Origin of the sequence: Spongiimicrobium salis (genome assembly GCF_043678055.1) — a bacterium.
Classification (GTDB): Bacteria; Bacteroidota; Bacteroidia; order Flavobacteriales; family Flavobacteriaceae; genus Spongiimicrobium; species Spongiimicrobium salis.
The window spans coordinates 1,248,746-1,268,114 of record NZ_JBHEQA010000001.1 but is presented as its reverse complement, the minus strand read 5'-3'; the positions used below and the strand labels follow the sequence as shown (position 1 = coordinate 1,268,114).

Here is a 19,369-nt window from a genome sequence, read left to right as displayed (position 1 = left end):
ATGACCCCATGCGTGAAACGAAATTAGAATAGCGTTATAGTGAAGCAGATCGGACTTTATTTTGGAACCTTTAATCCTATTCACATCGGCCATTTGGCCATTGCCAATCATATGGTAGAGTTTTCGGAACTGAATCGGATATGGTTTGTGGTAACACCGCAAAGTCCGTTCAAGCAAAAAAAAACCTTGTTGAGCAATCATCATAGGCATCAGATGGTCTACGAGGCTACGGCGGCTTACCCAAAGCTAGAACCCAGTACCATAGAGTTTGACTTGCCACAACCCAATTATACCATCAACACGCTTGTTCATTTACAAGAGAAATACGGAGAAGAGTATCGGTTTTCCTTAATTATGGGAGAAGATAACCTCAAAAGCTTTCACAAATGGAAGAATTATGAGGTAATTTTAGAACATCACCATATTTATGTATATCCAAGGGTATCCATGGGAGAGGTGCCGGATCAGTTTGTCGATCATCCTAAAATTCATAGGGTTGCTGCCCCAATTATGGAGATTTCATCTTCCTTTATTAGAAAGCATCATAAAGAAGGAAAAAATGTACAGCCTCTACTGCCCCATGCCGTATGGAACTACATGGATGAAATGAACTTTTACCGTTAAAAATACTTTTTTCTTTAGTCCATGACAATGCATTGAGATACCCATGCAACGGCATCCTCCAGTTGGGTAAAGATTTGAACCGGTGCATGTAAAAAAGTTTGCTCCATCTGTGCAATATCTTGACTCATGGCGTCATAGGTAACTACGGCATATCCCTTTAGGTTAGGGAACATAGGAACCGTTTTGAAGTGGGAGGTGGGATTAAAGGAATATGAATTTATCCTATTGGAGATATATACAAAAGGCGTTGTGTTGGAATAATAAGCCTTGCTCAAGGCGAGAAGTTCCGTAGCATTTTCGAAGGAGAAGGCAATGCCCTCTTTTACTTCTACAATCATATAATTTTTATAAAAACGGATCGTACCAATGTCCAATTGGTGCTCTTTAAGAAGTGTTTTGTCGATTTTTGCTGACATTTTAGAGCGCATTAGTCATCCTAAGATACAATATAAGAAGCGAAGAATCAACTGAAAATATATTTTTTGTAAGAAAAAACATATAAAAAGGCGATTGCATGTTGCAATCGCCTCTCCTACTAACATCAAAACGGGAATCTACTGACAAGGTTCCCGTTTTAATATGGGTCTATTCCTCTTTTTCAAAAAGTTGCATGTCCCGCGTGTTTTTTTGTACGGCTATGGAAGCGAATAAGCTTAAGGTAAAAGACATGGCGTAGAAACCTTTTTCGCTCAGGGCCAAATCAACATTCCATAAGCCGATTACCAGAAGTACAATGGAGGTAATAGTGGTAAACCAGCTAATGCCATAGTACATATCCGTAACTTCAAGGCCTTCTTGTCTATCCCGAACACTTTTTTGTACCGAAATCACGGAAAAGAGACCAAAGAGCAGAATGGTAAAATAATAGCCTTTTTCATTCAATAACATATCGGCATTCCATAAACCAATGCAATAGGAAGTCATTCCGATAAGCACGGCAGTCCATGAAGCGCCTATAAAAGCAGCGGTAGGTTTACAAGGAATTACTTCTTTGTTTTCTTTTTGGGTCCCCGAAGATCTTGAATTCTCTTTTTGGGGAAGGATTTGATTGTACATAATCGTATGGTTTTTGATGTTAAATACGATTCAAATTTGCTGGTTTTTCATAAAGGCTGAAATCTAATTTTCAATAGAAACTTATGATTTAATTCAGTCATTTTTGTAGTTTTCTCCTAATTTATTGCCTATTTTTAACTTGTTACTTATGATTAAATGAAAGATTTATACGCTATTGTACATTCCTTGTCCAAAGAAGAGAAGACCGCTTTTTTGAACTATTTAAAACGAAAAAATCGAAGGGGGGATACCAAAAACAGTAGCTTGTTTAAATGTATAGCGAGTGGAAAAACCAAGGATTTGGACGTGCAACTGTATGGAAAACCTTCTAGAAATGCCTATCATGCCCTGTGCAAGCGGTTGCAGGATAGCTTAGTGGATTTTGTGGCCTCCGAAAGTTTTGCGGGAGAAAGTTCTGAAGAATTGGACATTCTAAAATTGCTGCTGGCCAGTCGTATTTTTTTTGAAAGAGCCCAGTATACCATTGCGTTTAAAACCCTGTCCAAGGCAGAACGAAATGCCTATCGGTATGATCTATATGCCATTTTAAACGAGATCTATCACACTAAAATTCAATATGCACATCTTCATCCTGCAATGGATCTCTCCGCCGTCATTGAAGCGGCCAATGCGAATGGGAAGCGCTATCTGCAGGAGCATCAATTGAACATGGCGTATGCAACGATCAAAGAACGTTTGAAAAAGGAGCAAACAAAATCGGCCAATACCATTATAAAGAAGGTTTTTGCCGATTTTCATATTGAAATACATCATACCCTGACCTATAAGTCGTTATTCCAACTCATGAACATTACCACAACTGCGGCCAAATTGCAGAACGACTATCACGTGATTTCACCCTTTATGTTTGAGATGTATGCCATGATCAAGGAAAAAGAAAGTATGGCAGATAAACATCGTTTCTACCATATTGAAATACTACACCTCATGGCCGTGACCAATTTTAGGAATAGGGCTTTTGAGACCTCTAAGTCCTTTGTACGTCATATGGAAGTGGAAATGGATCGAAACAAGCGTTTTTATTACAAACGCTTTTTGGAAAAATTGACCTTGATCAAAGCCTTAAACCTTAACTATACCGGGAAATTTGAACAGGCCATTCAATTGTTGGAATGGTCCCGTAAAGATTCCCTGGAGATACGATTTACCCTATTGTTGTTCTTTTTTCAACAAGAGGATTTTTCATCGGCCTATACCATTTTGAAAAAAATGAATCATAGTGACGGTTGGTATGAAAAGAAAATGGGATGGATATGGGTGTTGAAAAAGAATATCTTGGAACTCTTGTTATTCATTGAATTGGACAAGCTGGATTTGGTGTTGATTCGCTTAAAACGATTCAAACAAAAATTTGCTGCACCTTTGAAGGAAATCAAAGAAACTAGGGTATTGGTCTTTATGACACTTGTAGCTGCCTATTATGAAAAACCAGATGAGGTTACCTCTGAAGAATTTAGACAAGGCGTTGAGGAATCCATCACTTGGAAAGAAACCGAAAGAGAAGATGTTTTTGTCATGAGTTTTTATGCTTGGTTAAAAGCAAAAATGGAAGGTAAAAGCCTCTATAAGACTATTCTGGACCTGGTGCACCGATAAGGTATTTTACCAAATGCCCTAGATTTATCCCTGTTCCCTAAAAAAATGTTAATGTTGATTTAAAAAAGGGGACCGACTTTTCACTTATCATTACTTTCGGCGGAACAACCAAAAAACAGCAGGACAGGTATGAGAAAAATGGTCTTTTTAAGCCTATTGGCTATCTTTTTTAGTATAACGGCAACAACAGCTCAGAAACGAAAGAAGAAAAAAGGAAAAGCAACAACGACTCAGGTAGCAAAACCCAAAAAACCAAAAAAAGGGGGGATAAAAAAATACAGTGAGGTGATTACAAAAGATGCGGTATCCGATCAGGGCGTTTTTGATGTGCATAAAATATCCGATTCCTATTTCTATGAAATTCCCTTCAATCGTTTGGAAAAAGATATGCTTTGGGTGAGCCGTATTTCCCAGATTCCTACAGGTCTTGGGGGAGGTTTTTTCAATGCAGGTACCAAAACCAATGAGCAAGTAGTGCATTGGAAACGGTACCAGAACAAGATACTCTTGAAAATAAAATCCTATACGAACGTTGCAGATAGTACCAAGGCGATAAGCAATTCGGTAAAGGTAAACAACTATGAGCCTACCCTTTTTGCTTTTGATATTAAAGCTTTTAATGCAGATTCAACCGCGGTGGTCATTGATGTAACCAAACTTTTCTCAACAGATGTGGTAGCCATTAGTGGACTCCCTGCCCGATTGCGTACGCAGTACAAAGTACGTCGTTTAGATGCCTCACGCAGTTTTATCAATAGTGTAAAAAGTTTTCCTGAAAATATTGAAGTAAAACAAGACTTCACCTATATTGCTATAGAGCCACCTTCCCAAAGAGCTTCGCAATCCATTAGTTTGCAGATGAATCAGTCCATGATCTTATTGCCGGAGGAACCGATGCAACCCCGTCTTTATGACCCTAGGGTAGGATTCTTTACGGTAAGTCAGTTTGATTATGGGAGTGAAGCTTTAAAAGCGGATCAGAAGACCTATATCCGCCGTTGGCGTTTGGAGCCCAAGGATCCGGCGGCCTATGCCAGGGGGGAATTGGTAGAACCTGTGAAGCCTATTGTATATTATCTAGACCCGGGAACACCAGAAAATTTAAAAGAATACATCAAACAAGGGATAGAAGATTGGCAAAAGCCTTTTGAAACTGCCGGATTTAAAAATGCCATCCTTGCCAAAGATGCGCCTACCCCGGAGGAAGATCCTGAGTTTAGCCCGGAAGACATTCGGTATTCCGTGGTACGTTATGTGGCAAGCACCACAAGGAATGCGGTTGGACCCAGTGTCTCGGACCCACGAAGTGGAGAAATTATTGAAAGCGATATCATTTGGTACCATAACCACCTACGTAGTTATAGAAACCGTTATTTATTGGAAACCGGAGCTGCTAACCCCAATGCACGTACCTTAGATACGCCTGCAGAAGATATTGGCGAGATGATGCGGATGGTCATTGCCCATGAAGTAGGACACGCCCTTGGTTTTCCACATAATATGGCGGCCAGTTTTGCCTATCCGGTAGAATCGTATAGAGATGGCGATTTTACGCAAGAAAATGGTATCGCGGCAAGCCTTATGGATTATGCCCGCTACAATTATATTGCCCAACCTGGGGATCAGAACATCCGATTTATACGTCAAATGGGACCTTATGATCATTATGCGACCAATTGGGGCTATCGTGTGATTCCCAATGCCAATTCTGCAGAAGCCGAAAAAGCAACCTTGAACCAATGGATTATGGAAAAGGCCGGAGATGCCAAATATAAATTTGGACGTCAAAGCAGTCGTTTTGACCCACAATCCCAAACGGAATGTATTGGGGACGATGCTATCGCTGCCAGTGATTATGGAATTAAGAATTTAAAATACGTTGCCAAGAACCTTCCGGCTTGGACTTCGACTGCAACTAATAATTACCAAGATTTGGAAGAATTGTACGGAGAGTTATTAGGCGTCTACAGCCGTTATGTAGGCCATGTGGTGACCAATATTGGGGGTGTGTATGAAAATATTAAAATGCCTTCCCAAGGAGGAAGTATCTACACCCATGTAGACAAGGCCTTACAGAAGAAATCCATGCGTTGGCTACAACGAAATATTTTTGATACGCCAGAGTGGTTGATCGACCCATCCATTCTTCAAAATATTGATCATGCCGGTTATTTTGAGCGCCTGCGTCGCGTACAAACCCGTTATTTAAATAGTTTGCTCACTTTTGACCGTATTGGGAGATTGTTGGATGCCGAGACCACCAATACCAGCTACTATAGTGGTTTGGAAATGCTTCGTGATTTGCGAACAGGAGTGTGGAGCGAAGCTTCCCGTGGAGGTAATGTAGATATTTACCGAAGAAATCTACAGCGTTCGTATTTGGACCGTATGGCCTTTTTGATGACCAATAACGGACCAAGAAACCGTTTTAGTAGACCAGGCTTTGAAGGTACATTTGTATATAATGTAAGTACTTCGGATGTTCGTGCTTTAGTACGCGGGGAATTGAAAAGTTTACGAAGTCGGTTGCGCACCGCCAAAGGAGGTGTCAATACGGTGACTAGATACCATTATGAGGATGCAATCGCAAGGATCGATCAGCTGTTAGATCCTAAATAGGATAATAGCAACTTGAGAAAAAAGGGAGGTTTCGTACAAACGAAATCTCCCTTTTTTTGATTTTTGTATTGTCCATTCAAGCGCAGTCGAGAATGGCCCACCTACCTACCGTCAGACAGGATCGGGAACCAGTTGATAATTTGAAAAATACTTCTCAATACATTTTTGATTTCCCTGCGCTCATCAAGAAACCCTCGAACTGACATAATCTTACAAGGAATTGTCCCCTTGAGGGGACCATAGGGGTGTTCTTAAGGGATTAGAGTAGAGGAATGAGGTTTGAGAGGTGTGTTATAGGATTCCAGTTTCGCAGTTCCTAGTGTAATGGCCTATTCATTGCCGGTACGAAGTCACAGACTTCGCACAGTATAGTTTCAATTGTCAGTTCGAGTGTTTGATTTTGGAATAGCAGATTCAAAAATCAAATGTATCGAGAACAGTTTGAGGTCATAAACGGTTCTCGATACATTTTTCTCCATAATATTCCGAAAAATACTCGAACTGACTCCGCGAAGAAATACTATCGCAATTCAAAATATTATAATGTTATTGACCTCTACCACCCTTTGATAAAATATCTGTTCCGAGGTATTTATCATTGCTGTTGTAATACCAAGCTCGGGTTTTGGGCATTTTTATACCTTGAATGTCTTCGGTTCCACTCAATATAATGTATTCCCCATCATTTTTGGCCTCGTCATGGTAAAACTGATAGACTTCCAAAGCATAGGTTTTTGGATCAAAATAAAAATACCATACATCTTTTCCCACAGCTTCATCATAAGAAGCTTTGAGCACTACATATTCTTTTCCCTTAAAGGTTTTGCTCTGTACCTTTTCATCTAAAATAGTCCCAGGGTCTTTTAATTTCATGGGCAGGCCATAGAGATAGGTATAATAGTTTTTCATGAACTGTCCTCGTTCACAATCCAGCCGATATTTCTTTTTATCCGCGGCTGAAACTTCCGTAAGACCATTTAGGAACACGCTACATTCTTTTCCGCTCAAAGTATAGCCCGTACTAATGGAATCCCGGGTGGCTTCCAATTGAAAGTATTGTTTAGGGAAATCCATATGGATCGCGCTGATGCGATCGCTTCTATCCGGAGTCTGCATCGTCACCCTAAGGTTACCTTGAAAATTTTTCCAAATTCCGTTGGGATCGTGGTGGGCAATGGCTTTATCCAAAAGTTGAGGTCCTGTCAATTCTTGGGCGATGCTGATAGGAGCGATAGCTAAAAAGAAGAGGAGAAGTAGTGGTTTTCGTAACATGATTTTGGTTTTTATACGAAGGTACAAAGAATAAGGATGTCCCCTTGAGGGGACTTTAGGGGTGTTTTTTAAGGAATTAGGGAAGAGGACTGAGGTTTGAAAGGGTATGTTGTGAAGTTCAAGCTTTCTGTCTGTGCTCACTTTGTGAAGTTTGTAACTTCGTAGTTTTTCATTTTTGTCGTCACTCTTTATAGGTGCTAAGTTGCAAACTTTTCACGAAGTCTACGACTTCGCACAGCATTGGCGATATTTTCTAAAAATTAGTTAACCTTTTTAAAACATACTTTGGCAACTTCAGTTTTTCAATTTTACTGGTGTTTGAAAAGTCTACAACATTGCAATTTTTGATTTCCTCCAAATTAGAGTCCAATACCACGTATAGTTCACTATCCAAGATTTGATATCCTTCTTTACAAATTACATATATAAGAATGTTATCGCTATAGATTTGACTGTTGGGTATTACTTTTGCTTTATATAGTCCCGCAAACGAATTGATTCCGCAGCCCGGAGGAGATAAATGTACATTTTCAATCACCACTTTTAATTTTAATGGATTTGAACTTAAATAGGGCCTTATGCTTTTATCCGAGGTTTTACATGAAAAACAAGAAAAGTAAAACCCTAATAAGATTAGTGTTCTGATGTGATTCATTTCATGATAGTTAAATTTTTTAGATAAAATTGATCTTAGTCTTATTTTACTAGATCATTCATTAGTTTGAATTGGTACGCACGAGTAAATTCATGTGCTGGTTCAGGGTGTAAACTTCGTACAGCGGTAAAACGGAAGCATATTATTTTCTTCAATGATTTATTTTTTAGTTTTTAAATAGGAAAATAAAAAGTATAGCTTCATTATAATGGCTGATTGAAAACAAATGTTTAATACCATTAAAGAGATATTAGGAATATTTTCTATGTCGCTATTTGATAAAAATAATGGAAACCCATTTCTAAACATAGAAGTAGGAAAACCAATTAAGTAATTTAAAGATGTATTTCTTATAGTTGCCTCTTGGGAGGGAGATTCACCTCCAATTCCACCAAATAAAACGAAAAAATATGTGCAAACATGTAAAATTGATATCAAAACAATTAACATTAAGTAAACTCGTATTCTTTTATTGTACATTTTTTTGGGTTTTTTGGCCGTGCGAAGTTACAAACTTCACAGAGCAAGGTCTGCCTGCTTCATTTCTGTAATGGATACTTCCTATTAAAGCATGCCATTCTCTTTGATTGACAAGATACGTTGATGTGTCTACAGCTAAGTTTTCTTATAACTCCTAATATTAAAAGTTTTCCAAAATTTATGTTTTAATTTTTGAGGCATCCATTGCACATCAATGGTATTGGCCCATAGTTTTATTTGATAATCTTCATTTAAATTACTATCTCTAAACCAATCTAAGGCCAAAAAACCCCAATAATCCATTTTGTTAGTCAACGGGAATTTAAGTAAAGATATCAACGGGAATCTTTGCATTTTTTCTTTGGGAATATCACGCTGAAAATCGAGGAAATTATCTTCAAGAAGAGGTAGGAGATACATGCTATAATCAGACTGTTCAATATAATATTTTCTGTTTCTGGACTGTAAAACCCAAGATAATTTTTCTTCATCTATATAAAGAAGTTTTTCATCAATGTTATGTTTAAACAGATATTCCATTATTTCCTACTATTTATTGGGATTATACCCCGTATTATTTACATCAATTCCAGTATGTTTTTTCATAAAAACTTCAAATTGATTCCTTATTTCTGGAGTCCAATTCTCTTCTTGCTACCGCCAGTTTGCAACTGGTGGCCACCTCCATTAGCAATGAATTATCTAACCTAAAAAACTAATATTGTCTATTTTCATAATAGTGTGATCCTCATTAAAATTTCGGGCACTACTATACTTCCATTGTATCGGTTCGGTCACAAAACCTGCCTCTACAGGATTTTTATGAATATAATCCATTTTTTGTTTGATTACTTCGGTGCTCCATAGTTCAATGGGTTTATTATGATGTTGCCAAAATTGATATTTCGAAACATTGCTTTTCTTTTTACCGGCCCGTTCAAACATCCATAACAACCATTCTTTTTTACTTTCTCATTCATGGAGGGTAGGAGGTCGCATACTTCGCACAGCAGGGAGGCACGCTAGCGTGATGCGAAAGCCGCTTAAAAATTTAACAGTTATCGCTTGTTTTTATCGTGGAATTCTAGGGGATATTGAGAAGTTTGCACTTTATGATAAGTGTATGCTCAGTATTAAGGGTATCAGCTCTAATTCCAATAAATTTTAAAGATTGATCACAATTTACCATTTCAAGGTCATAATATGTAGTCTTTTTCATTCTAAAAGAAAACTCACCATTTTTATTAGAGCAACCTTCAGAAACTTTATGTCTATGTGCTAACGCATACATATGATCTTCATACTCCCGTATAGTATATTGAACATATGAACATGGCTCATTAGTAAGTCTGTTTATTATTTTAAAAGTAACATAAGAATTTACCTCATTTTTTTCAAAACATCCATAACATAGGACAATTAACAAAAGAATGTACTTACGGACCATACTTAAAGATTTTTGAAATTACGTATAACATAAGAAACTATATTATTATGATTAACACTTCATGTCTACAGTCTAATAAATTACCTTCCTCTTTTATTTAAATAAAGATTTTCTTTAGCCCATTTAATTTTATGCTTAAGTTCAATAATCCATTGTTTTATAGCAGATTTCTTTTTTCCTTGATTTTTGTGGGTTCGTTTTAGTTCTTCTTTTGCTTTCAATTCTTGTTCTTTAAGAATTTGAACATGATCCTTTCTGCCTTTTGAATGTAAACTTAGATTATTCATGGTACCGATAAAGATTTTATAATTCATATTTTGAAATAACACAAAGTATACAGAAATCAGCATATTGACAAATGAATAAGAAATCAAGCGCGTTCTTGTTTTATATTATCAATGCTCACTCATGGCAATACCGGATCGAAAACTAGCACCAACTATTTTTTAAAATACAACTTCATATAATAGCACTAGAATAAGAAGTAAAAAACCTAATAAAAAGAAATACTTTATTGATAAAATAAATTTTTTTAATATCAAATTTTCTTCAAATGTAAGTTCTGGATGATGAGGGGTAAAACCGTTATCAATATAAGTATTGATTAATTTTTCATTCTTGCCCCATACATAAATACTTTTCATTAAAAAAAACTCGTAACTATAGCAGTAATGATTATTAATATTCCCATAGTATTCTTGCTTGAATTTTGAACACTGCTTTATAAGTGATGCCTATTAACATGAAGGCTAAAAAGAAGGGGTGAAGTAGCGGTTTGCGCAGCATGTTTTGGTTTTATACGAAGGTACGAAGAATAAGGATGTCCCCTTGAGGGGACTTTAGGGGTGTTTTTTAAGGGATTAGGGAAGAGGAATGAGGTTTGAGAGAGTATGTTGCGTGTTTTAAATACGGTTATTACTTTTTTATCCAAAGACGGTACGAAGTTGCAAACTTTCGGAGGACTCGTCTATTTTGACAAACAATTTTTGTTTGTCCATAACTAGCACCAACTATTTTTTAAAAAGCAACTTCATATAATACTTACTCATGGACGCCACTAGTTGTAAACTAGCGGTAGCGGGGAGAGTTGTTGTGGATAGTATTTACCCCTTTATACAACAACAGAGGTATTGGCGTTCTGGTCATAGATTTCCAAGAGACTCATGGTGCCGGTCAGTAGATCTTTAGTCTCTAACAGTAGACTAAAGTAAAGGGCCGTGTTTTTAGGACTGGATTCATCCGCTCTTGTACGAGCTACTTGCTTTTCTATTTTTTCGTCTATTTTGACAAACAATTTTTGTTTGTCCATAATCAGAGGGGTCAATTTTGCAAAATCTTTGGTCTCAAAGATGACTTCAATTTCGGAAAACAAACTTTCAATGGTTACATCGGTTTCTTTCAAATCTTTAATTTGATTGAAACGAAGTTTTTTGTGGTTATTGTTTACATGTTTATGGGTAGCCTTTGAGATGTACTGTAAAGACTGCATCATATCCTGTAAATAGCTCAAAGCGGTAATGTAAAAATTACTGGCGCCCACATTGGATTCATCCAGATTTTTAATGAAATAATAGGTGTTGCTGCGAAGCTCTTCCACTTCATCATCTAACTTGTGAATTTCCTTTTTACTTTTCTTGAGGATACGAATATCATGTTTCGCTAAACCATCGATACTCAGGGTGTAAATTTTATTCGCACGTTTTATGGCCAAGGCAATATTGGCAGCACTTTCATCTATAAGGCCTAAAATTGACTTACTTTCCGTTTTCTGGAGTTTTACTTCTTCTTTGGTCTCTTTCATCTTCTTATTGTGCGAAAGATAGTTCCTTCCAATCAATAAGAATGCGATGGTCAATAAAGCTCCTATGGCGTAAATACCTCCAAGGTGAATGCAATAGGCAATAATGGCGGCTGCGGTAAAAGCACTGATCGCCGTAAAAAACCACCCCCCAATTACATTCAATACTCCAGCAACCCTGTAAACCGCACTTTCCGGCCCCCAAGCCCTATCGGCCAAGGATGTTCCCATGGCCACCATGAAGGTCACATAGGTGGTAGACAATGGGAGTTTTAACGAAGTGGCAATGGATATGAGTACACTAGCCACCATTAGATTTACGGCTGCACGTACCAAATCGAAAGCGGGAAGTTCTTGAATCCTATTTTTAGGAACGTATACCTGAGGTTTTTCAAACCTCTGATTCAGTTGTTCCCGTACTTTGATCGGAAGTAATCCAGATAAGTTTTCCGAAGCCTTTATACTAAATTTTACGATTTGTCGGGATAAAAAGTTAGGATGAAAACGTTCGTCCCCCTCATCTTGTCGGGAGAGATCAACACTGGTCTTTACAACATTCTTGGCCTTAGAGGAAAACCACAAGGTAATCACCATAATGGCGCCTGAAGCCAGAAGTAATAATGTTGGTGTGCGTACTGCTGCGGATAGTCCTTCCATGGAATAGGCCGTAGCGGCAGTGCCAGAGGCTTGCCAGGCTTCAAACGACTGAAAAGCAGCAATAGGGACCCCAATGAAATTCACCAAATCATTTCCAGCAAAGGCCATGGCCAAAGCAAAAGTACCCAAGACAATAATGATTTTGTAAATATTAATATTGGATAGTACCGTAATCAACCAAGAGATCAAGGTCCAAAAAACAATATTGCCCAAAAGGAACAATTCTGGATATAAAGCGATAGTTTCATTGATACTGCCCGATAAGATATCAGCACTTTTTAAGCCTTTTACCACAATGAAATATATAATAGCGGTGATGGCAACACCACCAAAAATGGCTCCTATCCATTTGGGCTTTTCGTTGAATTTAAAGGTGATCAATACACGGGAAACAAATTGTACAAAGGCGCCTATAGAGAAGGCAACCACCACAGAAAGTAGTATTCCCAAAATAATACTCGTTGCTTTTTCGGTATTGATATAGGTGCCCAGATCAGAGAATCCCCCGTCAACACCATATATTTTAATCAATGAGATTACCACTGCAGCTCCTAAAAGCTCAAAAACTATGGAAACGGTTGTTGAGGTGGGCATTCCCAGGGTATTAAAGAAATCGAGCAGCAAAATATCCGTGATCATCACGGCCATAAAAATGATCATGATTTCATCAAAATAAAACTCTCCGGGGTTAAAAATCCCTTTACGTGCCACTTCCATCATTCCACTGGAAGACATAGCCCCAAGGGCAATTCCTGCACTGGCCACAATCATAATGGTCTTAAAAGAAATGGCTTTGGAGCCTATAGCAGAATTTAAAAAGTTTACGGCATCATTACTGACGCCTACGATCAAATCTGTAATCGCAAGGATTGCCAAAGCGACAATCATTATTACATAAATATTTTCTCCCATCTGAAAAATCAAATAACCACAAAAATGCTACTATAAATTTTTACTTAGGTTAACATAAGGTTATGAAACACAATATCAGTAGCTTTTAAAAAAGCTAAATGTATGATTTCTTCTGAGATTAGAACATAAAAAACACATCAATTCCTGTATCTTAGCCCCAAATTTCTCGAATACATGAATTGGGAACAATTACTTTCCTTAAAACGCTTTGGCGACACCCATAAAAGATTACGCAAAGAACAAGATGAAACCCGTTTGGGTTTTGAGGTGGATTATGACCGGATTATTTTTTCGGCCGCCTTCCGAAGTCTACAAGATAAGACGCAGGTAATTCCTTTATCGAAGACCGATTTTGTGCATACGCGTTTGACCCATAGTTTGGAAGTTTCTGTAGTGGGACGAAGTTTGGGTAGGGTCGCAGGTAAAAAATTGTTGGAGAAACACCCTTATTTGAAGGAAGTACACGGCTATCAATTCAATGATTTTGGAGCTATCGTGGCTGCTGCCGCATTATCACACGATATTGGAAATCCTCCTTTTGGCCATAGTGGTGAAAAAGCCATTGGAGAGTATTTTAAAACAGGCAAAGGGAAGGCGTACAAGGCTATCTTATCTGAAAAAGAGTATCAAGATATTATTGATTTTGAAGGAAATGCCAATGGATTCAAGTTGCTTACAGCGTCCAAGGAAGGTGTTGAGGGCGGTTTGCGATTGAGTTATGCCACTTTAGGTGCTTTTATGAAGTACCCCAAAGAATCGCTCCCCAAGAAACCCACCAAACATATTGCGGATAAAAAATTTGGGTTTTTTCAATCCGAGAAAAATACCTTTAAAGAAGTTGCCGAAGAATTGGGTTTGTTACAGACACGTAAGGGAAAGGATATTGGATATTCTAGGCACCCCTTGACGTATTTGGTGGAAGCAGCAGATGATATTTGCTATACCATCATTGATTTTGAAGATGGTATTAATCTGGGGTTGATTCCTGAGGAGTATGCGCTAGAATACCTCATTAAACTGGTCAAAAATAGTATCAATACCAAAAAATACAATGCTATTGCCCATAAGGAAGACCGGTTGAGCTATTTAAGGGCCTTGGCCATCAATACCCTGATCAATGATGCCACTGCTATTTTTATTGAAAACGAAGAGGCTATTCTGAAGGGGGAATTTAAGGTGTCCCTTTTGGATAAAAGCAACTATGCGGCGCAGATAGAGGATATCATTCAGTTAAGTATTGCCAAAGTATATCGATCTTCGGAAGTGATCGAAAAGGAAATCGCGGGCTATAAAATTATTTCCGATATTCTTGAGGTATATACGGGTGCTTTAATGCGAAAAAAGGAAAATAAAGCCTCTAATTATGATCGATTAATGCTAGAGACTTTACCGGAATTCTATCGAAAAACAGAACTGTCCCATTATAATATTCTCCTAAACACTTGCTGTTATGTAGCGAGCTTATCCGATAGTGCTGCCGTACACATTCATAATAAAATTATGGGAAGACAGTTGTAAGGAGTCAAAGAAGAACCTCTAAAAATTGTAAACGAGACCGACGCCCAAAAGTTGTTTGAACTGTATTCTGGGGGTGCCATTTTGGGTAACCACACCATCTACGACAACTTCATCAAATAAAATATCATCATCATAGATAATTTGGGTGCCAATCGTGGTGTTTATATATTTATTCACCACCAAATTTAGATTCAATTCCCAATCCAAATCTACATTGCCAAAACTGGTCAGGTAATCGGTATATAAACTTAAGCGGTGTTTTAAGAGCATATTCTTGTAGAGTTTGGTTTCCCAGGTATTGGTCACCAAAAAGCCAAATTCCATGAATATGTTTTCACCCTCTTTGACCACATTGCCATCGGCATCCACCTCGGCTTTTTCAACACCAAAGGCTCCCTGATCGGCTAAATCTTGATCGAGGACAAAAGTGGCTTTTTGCGTAACTGGGGAAATATAAAGGTTAAACTTGTTGTCTTTGGTAATATAGGAGGTTCCGGCTCCAAGGAAGAGGTAGCCTGGAGCCATAAACCTTGAAATTAAAACCGTTCTGTCCTGATCTCTGAACCCTTCGGAAAATTGGGTGTTGAAATTGGCCTTTACCGAATAATACCAATTGCTAATGGTGTCCCTACGATAACCAAAAGTGGAACTGATCCGTATAGCGTCATCTGTTTTTCGGAGTTTCCTTCCCTCTTGGGCATTGAGTCCATAGCGAATATTGAGATCGTTGTTCCACTGGATATATCGAAATTTATAATTGCGTTTAAAATCAGCATTTCCGAGTCCGGAGACAGAGTTGTTCCCTCCGGCATTCCAGTTGACAAAAGCAACCTCACTGACATTGACGCCCAATTTATTTTCTTTTTTCCAGAAGGAGGGAAATTTAAAAGGCTTTACTTTTTTTCGATTGGATTTCACATGCTTAAAGGAGACCCGTGGATTGGCCAACTGAACTCCCCTGGGAATATGATTGATCTTGTCTTGAATAAAACGGATTACAGTAGTGTCCTGTCCTTGCAGGAAATAACAACTTACCATAAAAAAAATAGATAGGAATATTTTTTTTAGCATGGTCTAGTTTAGAATGGATTGTATATATTTTTTAACGGACAACATATCCAACGTGGTCATTTGGTATAATTCCATAACACTTCCGTGAGGTACAAAAACATCATCAATACCAAATAGCTTTATGGATTTATGAACTGCTATACTATTGGCATATTCCAAAATAGCCGATCCAAAGCCGCCTATTTTACAGCCATCTTCTATAGTAATGAGATGCTCATAATGTTCAAAGATAGATTGCAAAAGCGATGTATCCAAAGGTTTTACAAAGCGCATATTATAATGCCCAATGGATTCCCCAAAATTTTCTTCGGAAAGTAAAGCGCTGACCTCATTACCTATGGGCCCTAAAGAAAGGATGGCGATCCGTTTTCCCTGCTGCAGTTCTTCTCCTTTGCCCCATGGAATTTCCTTAAAAGGGCGTTGCCAATCCCTATGAATACCCCTTCCCCTTGGATACCGTATGACAATGGGTTGGGTGAGGCCCAATTGAACGGTGTACAACATATTTCTGAATTCCATGACATTGAGAGGAGAAAAAATGGTCAAATGGGGAATGCAGCGGAGATAAGCAATATCAAAGACCCCATGATGTGTAGGGCCGTCTTGCCCCACCAATCCTGCCCGGTCCAAACAAAAAATTACCGGTAATTTTTGCAAAGCAACATCGTGAATGACCTGGTCATAGGCGCGCTGCAGGAATGTAGAATAAATTGTACAATAGGGAATCAACCCTTCGGTAACCATGCCTGCGGCCAAGGTAACCGCATGTTGTTCGGCAATACCAACGTCAAAGGCGCGGTCCGGGATTTCTTCCATCATAAATTTTAAGGAACTCCCTGTTGGCATTGCCGGAGTGATCCCTACAATTTTTTGGTTTTTTAGTGCCAGTTCCACGAGCGTATGCCCAAACACATCCTGATATTTCGGAGGTTCGTTGTCCACATTTTTTGGGAGAAGGTCACCGGTTTGTTTATCAAATTTACCTGGGGCGTGATAGGTCACTTGATTTTCTTCCGCTTTTTTGAGTCCTTTTCCCTTAGTAGTAATGAGATGTAAAAATTTGGGACCCTTTACGTGCTTTAACCGCTCTAATTCATTGATCACGGCCGCAAGGTCATGTCCATCAATAGGACCGGAATAGTCAAAATTGAGGCATTCAAAAATATTTTCATCCTTAGCTGTACCCTTTTTAACATTGGTCAGGTATTTTTTTAAGGCCCCTACACTGGGATCAATGCCAATAGCATTGTCATTGAGGATAATAAGGATATTGGCATTGGTAACTCCTGCATGGTTTAGTCCTTCGAATGCCATGCCGCTGGCAATCGAGGCATCCCCAATTACGGCGATATGTTGCTTGTCTTCTCCTTTTAATTGGGAAGCAATGGCCATACCCAAAATAGCAGATATGGAGGTGGAACTATGTCCTGTTCCAAAATCGTCATATAGGCTTTCACTACGTTTAGGAAATCCGCTAATGCCTCCAAACTGCCTATTGGTTTCAAAAATGGCTTTGCGCCCCGTCAAAATTTTATGTCCATATGCCTGATGCCCCACATCCCAAATAAGCTTGTCGTTTGGGGTGTCAAAGCAATAGTGCAGGGCAATGGTAAGTTCAACAACGCCTAAACTTGCACCTAAATGCCCTTCTTTTACGGAGACAATATCTATAATGAACGCTCTTAATTCCTTGGCGAGTAGGGGCAATTCCTCAGGGCGCAACCTGCGAAGATCATTAGGGGAATGTATGCCGGAAAGAAGGTTTTTTTGCACGGTAAAAAAAATGAACTACAAAACTACGGTTTTTGATGGTTTTTCAAGGGACAATAGCATTGCTCTCAAAAATTTAATTGGGGTTACAATATAGACTCCTCAATTTGCGTTAGGCATTCAACTTAAAAACCAAAACAAACAACAACAGTATGAAACAAATCATGAGAAGTGCTGCTCTTGCAGCAATGATTATCCTTGCCTCTTGTAGCAAAGATGATACCAATGCGCCCAATGATCCAGAAGGAGAAGAGGTTACCCAATTGGAAAGTACACCCCTGGAAGCAAATATGGTTTCTGACAATGTAGTTATTCCCGGAGGTACAAAGAATACAGGAGAGCTTCCTACACCCAATAATGGCATTAGTTTGGACCTGTCCAATGCAAAGGGTACGGCCTATTTGAATGAAGGCTTTAGTATTCCATTAAGTTCCGACGGTGAAGTTGTAGGGGCATATATTCAGTTTAAAACAAACGATGGTAGTGCTGCCGACAGTTATTATGATATCGATGTGGCTGCGAATGCTCCTTCCAATACCTTTAAGAAATCATTTCGTTCTTTTGGAAAAAAAGAAAGAAACCTTGCCGCCAAAACCGATGATTTGACCTTGGATGTGGATTTTGGAACGCAGATTCCCCCAGGAACTTTTTGCTATGAACTTTGTGTTTATGATGCAGAAGGAAATATCAGTGCGCCTCAGGAAATCTGTGTTACTGTGGAAAGCTGGGGAGGCAACAACGCCTTGGTTGGTGAATGGAATATAGTGCGACAAGAAGAGAATTATGAAGGAATGGATAGGGTGGTCATACCCGGAGAAGAAAGTTGTGATTCTTTTTCTCTTTTTTGCCAAAGTCAGGAAGAATTGTCTGTTGATGATTGTGAGACGCTAGAAAGCGGAATATTAATTTTCAGAGCAGATGGTACGTATAGCTATACTGAAACCTCAAGGGAAACGGAATTGAACTATGGCGCAAGTGAAGAAGCCTGTGAAGCTATTTATAAAGATGAAGTCACGGAAGTATACACCAGTACAGGGTTTTGGGCTTTTGTAGGTAATGAATCCCGTTTGACCATTGTGGAGTATGAATATTCCGAAAACGAAAATGGGGAAGTAGTATATTCCGATACCTATGAACCAGGAGAAGGAGAATTACTGTTTGATGGGATGATCAATGTAAATGGCAATGCGTTTAATATTTCGGAAGAGTTTGATTTTGATGGCGATGGTGTGGCCGATGAGACTTTTGCCATATTTTTTGAGAAATAAACCTTTTTCATTAAGAAAATTAGAAACCCCGATGGCAAGATCGGGGTTTTTTTATGCTTCAGAAATATTACGTACTATTGTGGAAAAACCACAGGATGATCAATCCCTTTGATGATACGTACTTTATGAAGAAGGCCCTACAAGAAGCAGCGGAAGCTTTTAGAAAAGGGGAAGTGCCCGTGGGGGCAGTTATTGTAGTAGAGAATCGTATCATTGCCCGTGCCCACAACCTAACGGAACAGCTGAACGATGTCACTGCACATGCCGAGATGCAAGCCATTACAGCGGCGGCAAATTTCCTGGGCGGAAAGTATTTGAACAAATGCACCTTATATGTTACGTTGGAACCCTGTCAAATGTGTGCCGGGGCCCTATATTGGAGTCAGATTTCCAAAATTGTTTATGGCACTAAGGATGAACAAAGAGGTTGTGGGGTTATGGGGACCAAGTTGCATCCAAAAACAGAAATTATAGGAGGGGTTATGGAAGAAGAAGCCTCGCAGCTTTTAAAACAATTTTTTATTCAAAGACGAAATTTGAATTAAGCACAGGCATAAAAAAACCCCACTGAGGACAGTAGGGTCATTTTCAATACGATTACAATA

General features: G+C 38.7%; 14 protein-coding genes and 1 pseudogene. 6 read left to right on the top strand and 9 right to left on the bottom strand.

What is annotated here, in order from left to right; translation table 11 throughout:
• Window positions 1–39 precede the first annotated feature (39 nt).
• On the top strand, window positions 40–624 hold the full coding sequence (nadD, locus tag ACEXOE_RS05720) for a nicotinate (nicotinamide) nucleotide adenylyltransferase (RefSeq protein WP_394747777.1): 585 nt from the start codon (window positions 40–42) through the stop codon (window positions 622–624).
• A gap of 14 nt (window positions 625–638) precedes the next feature.
• Here nadD and ACEXOE_RS05715 read toward each other — a convergent pair whose 3' ends face one another.
• Both ACEXOE_RS05715 and yiaA read right to left on the bottom strand, forming a co-directional pair.
• A complete protein-coding gene (locus ACEXOE_RS05715; protein ID WP_394747776.1) occupies window positions 639–1,040 on the bottom strand; it encodes an STAS/SEC14 domain-containing protein in 402 nt (133 codons plus the stop codon).
• Window positions 1,041–1,209: 169 nt separating this feature from the next.
• The gene (gene yiaA / locus ACEXOE_RS05710; RefSeq protein WP_394747775.1) at window positions 1,210–1,680 is read right to left on the bottom strand and encodes an inner membrane protein YiaA; all 471 of its coding nucleotides are present in this window, start codon (window positions 1,678–1,680) and stop codon (window positions 1,210–1,212) included.
• Between the two features lie 156 nt (window positions 1,681–1,836).
• Here yiaA and ACEXOE_RS05705 point away from each other — a divergent pair, with 156 nt between their 5' ends.
• Window positions 1,837–3,297, top strand: a complete 1,461-nt coding sequence (locus ACEXOE_RS05705) for a hypothetical protein (protein ID WP_394747774.1) — start codon at window positions 1,837–1,839, stop codon at window positions 3,295–3,297.
• 129 nt (window positions 3,298–3,426) lie between these two features.
• Window positions 3,427–5,916 (top strand): zinc-dependent metalloprotease, encoded by a 2,490-nt coding sequence (locus tag ACEXOE_RS05700; RefSeq protein WP_394747773.1) that lies wholly within the window; start codon window positions 3,427–3,429, stop codon window positions 5,914–5,916.
• Window positions 5,917–6,462: 546 nt separating this feature from the next.
• Here the strand turns inward: ACEXOE_RS05700 and ACEXOE_RS05695 are convergent.
• From ACEXOE_RS05695 to ACEXOE_RS05675, 5 genes and pseudogenes are all read right to left on the bottom strand, one after another.
• Window positions 6,463–7,188, bottom strand: a complete 726-nt coding sequence (locus ACEXOE_RS05695; RefSeq protein WP_394747772.1) for a DUF6503 family protein — start codon at window positions 7,186–7,188, stop codon at window positions 6,463–6,465.
• Between the two features lie 1,270 nt (window positions 7,189–8,458).
• Entirely contained in the window at window positions 8,459–8,863 is a 405-nt protein-coding gene (locus ACEXOE_RS05690; RefSeq protein ID WP_394747771.1) for a hypothetical protein, read from the bottom strand.
• Window positions 8,864–9,025: 162 nt separating this feature from the next.
• Window positions 9,026–9,295: pseudogene (locus tag ACEXOE_RS05685) on the bottom strand (transposase); the annotation flags it as partial.
• A gap of 555 nt (window positions 9,296–9,850) precedes the next feature.
• The gene (locus ACEXOE_RS05680; protein ID WP_394747770.1) at window positions 9,851–10,084 is read right to left on the bottom strand and encodes a hypothetical protein; all 234 of its coding nucleotides are present in this window, start codon (window positions 10,082–10,084) and stop codon (window positions 9,851–9,853) included.
• Window positions 10,085–10,881: 797 nt separating this feature from the next.
• Window positions 10,882–13,137: an inorganic phosphate transporter gene (locus ACEXOE_RS05675; RefSeq protein ID WP_394747769.1), complete on the bottom strand. Its 2,256-nt coding sequence runs from the start codon at window positions 13,135–13,137 to the stop codon at window positions 10,882–10,884.
• A gap of 174 nt (window positions 13,138–13,311) precedes the next feature.
• Between ACEXOE_RS05675 and ACEXOE_RS05670 the strand changes: the two genes are divergently transcribed.
• Window positions 13,312–14,655, top strand: a complete 1,344-nt coding sequence (locus ACEXOE_RS05670; RefSeq protein WP_394747768.1) for a deoxyguanosinetriphosphate triphosphohydrolase — start codon at window positions 13,312–13,314, stop codon at window positions 14,653–14,655.
• A gap of 18 nt (window positions 14,656–14,673) precedes the next feature.
• Here ACEXOE_RS05670 and ACEXOE_RS05665 read toward each other — a convergent pair whose 3' ends face one another.
• Window positions 14,674–15,726 (bottom strand): DUF3078 domain-containing protein, encoded by a 1,053-nt coding sequence (locus ACEXOE_RS05665; protein WP_394747767.1) that lies wholly within the window; start codon window positions 15,724–15,726, stop codon window positions 14,674–14,676.
• A gap of 3 nt (window positions 15,727–15,729) precedes the next feature.
• Entirely contained in the window at window positions 15,730–17,499 is a 1,770-nt protein-coding gene (locus tag ACEXOE_RS05660; protein ID WP_394747766.1) for a 1-deoxy-D-xylulose-5-phosphate synthase, read from the bottom strand.
• A gap of 149 nt (window positions 17,500–17,648) precedes the next feature.
• Between ACEXOE_RS05660 and ACEXOE_RS05655 the strand changes: the two genes are divergently transcribed.
• Window positions 17,649–18,764, top strand: a complete 1,116-nt coding sequence (locus tag ACEXOE_RS05655; protein ID WP_394747765.1) for a hypothetical protein — start codon at window positions 17,649–17,651, stop codon at window positions 18,762–18,764.
• Window positions 18,765–18,859: 95 nt separating this feature from the next.
• Complete coding sequence (locus ACEXOE_RS05650; protein ID WP_394747764.1) at window positions 18,860–19,309, top strand: nucleoside deaminase; 450 nt, start codon at window positions 18,860–18,862, stop codon at window positions 19,307–19,309.
• Window positions 19,310–19,369: the final 60 nt, after the last annotated feature.

Coding starts and splice junctions, on each gene's coding strand:
- ACEXOE_RS05715 (WP_394747776.1), bottom strand. CDS start 1,040: ATGTCAGCAAAAATCGACAAAACACTTCTTAAAGAGCACCAATTGGAC.
- yiaA (WP_394747775.1), bottom strand. CDS start 1,680: ATGTACAATCAAATCCTTCCCCAAAAAGAGAATTCAAGATCTTCGGGG.
- ACEXOE_RS05705 (WP_394747774.1), top strand. CDS start 1,837: ATGAAAGATTTATACGCTATTGTACATTCCTTGTCCAAAGAAGAGAAG.
- ACEXOE_RS05700 (WP_394747773.1), top strand. CDS start 3,427: ATGAGAAAAATGGTCTTTTTAAGCCTATTGGCTATCTTTTTTAGTATA.
- ACEXOE_RS05695 (WP_394747772.1), bottom strand. CDS start 7,188: ATGTTACGAAAACCACTACTTCTCCTCTTCTTTTTAGCTATCGCTCCT.
- ACEXOE_RS05690 (WP_394747771.1), bottom strand. CDS start 8,863: ATGGAATATCTGTTTAAACATAACATTGATGAAAAACTTCTTTATATA.
- ACEXOE_RS05680 (WP_394747770.1), bottom strand. CDS start 10,084: ATGAATTATAAAATCTTTATCGGTACCATGAATAATCTAAGTTTACAT.
- ACEXOE_RS05675 (WP_394747769.1), bottom strand. CDS start 13,137: ATGGGAGAAAATATTTATGTAATAATGATTGTCGCTTTGGCAATCCTT.
- ACEXOE_RS05670 (WP_394747768.1), top strand. CDS start 13,312: ATGAATTGGGAACAATTACTTTCCTTAAAACGCTTTGGCGACACCCAT.
- ACEXOE_RS05665 (WP_394747767.1), bottom strand. CDS start 15,726: ATGCTAAAAAAAATATTCCTATCTATTTTTTTTATGGTAAGTTGTTAT.
- ACEXOE_RS05655 (WP_394747765.1), top strand. CDS start 17,649: ATGAAACAAATCATGAGAAGTGCTGCTCTTGCAGCAATGATTATCCTT.
- ACEXOE_RS05650 (WP_394747764.1), top strand. CDS start 18,860: ATGATCAATCCCTTTGATGATACGTACTTTATGAAGAAGGCCCTACAA.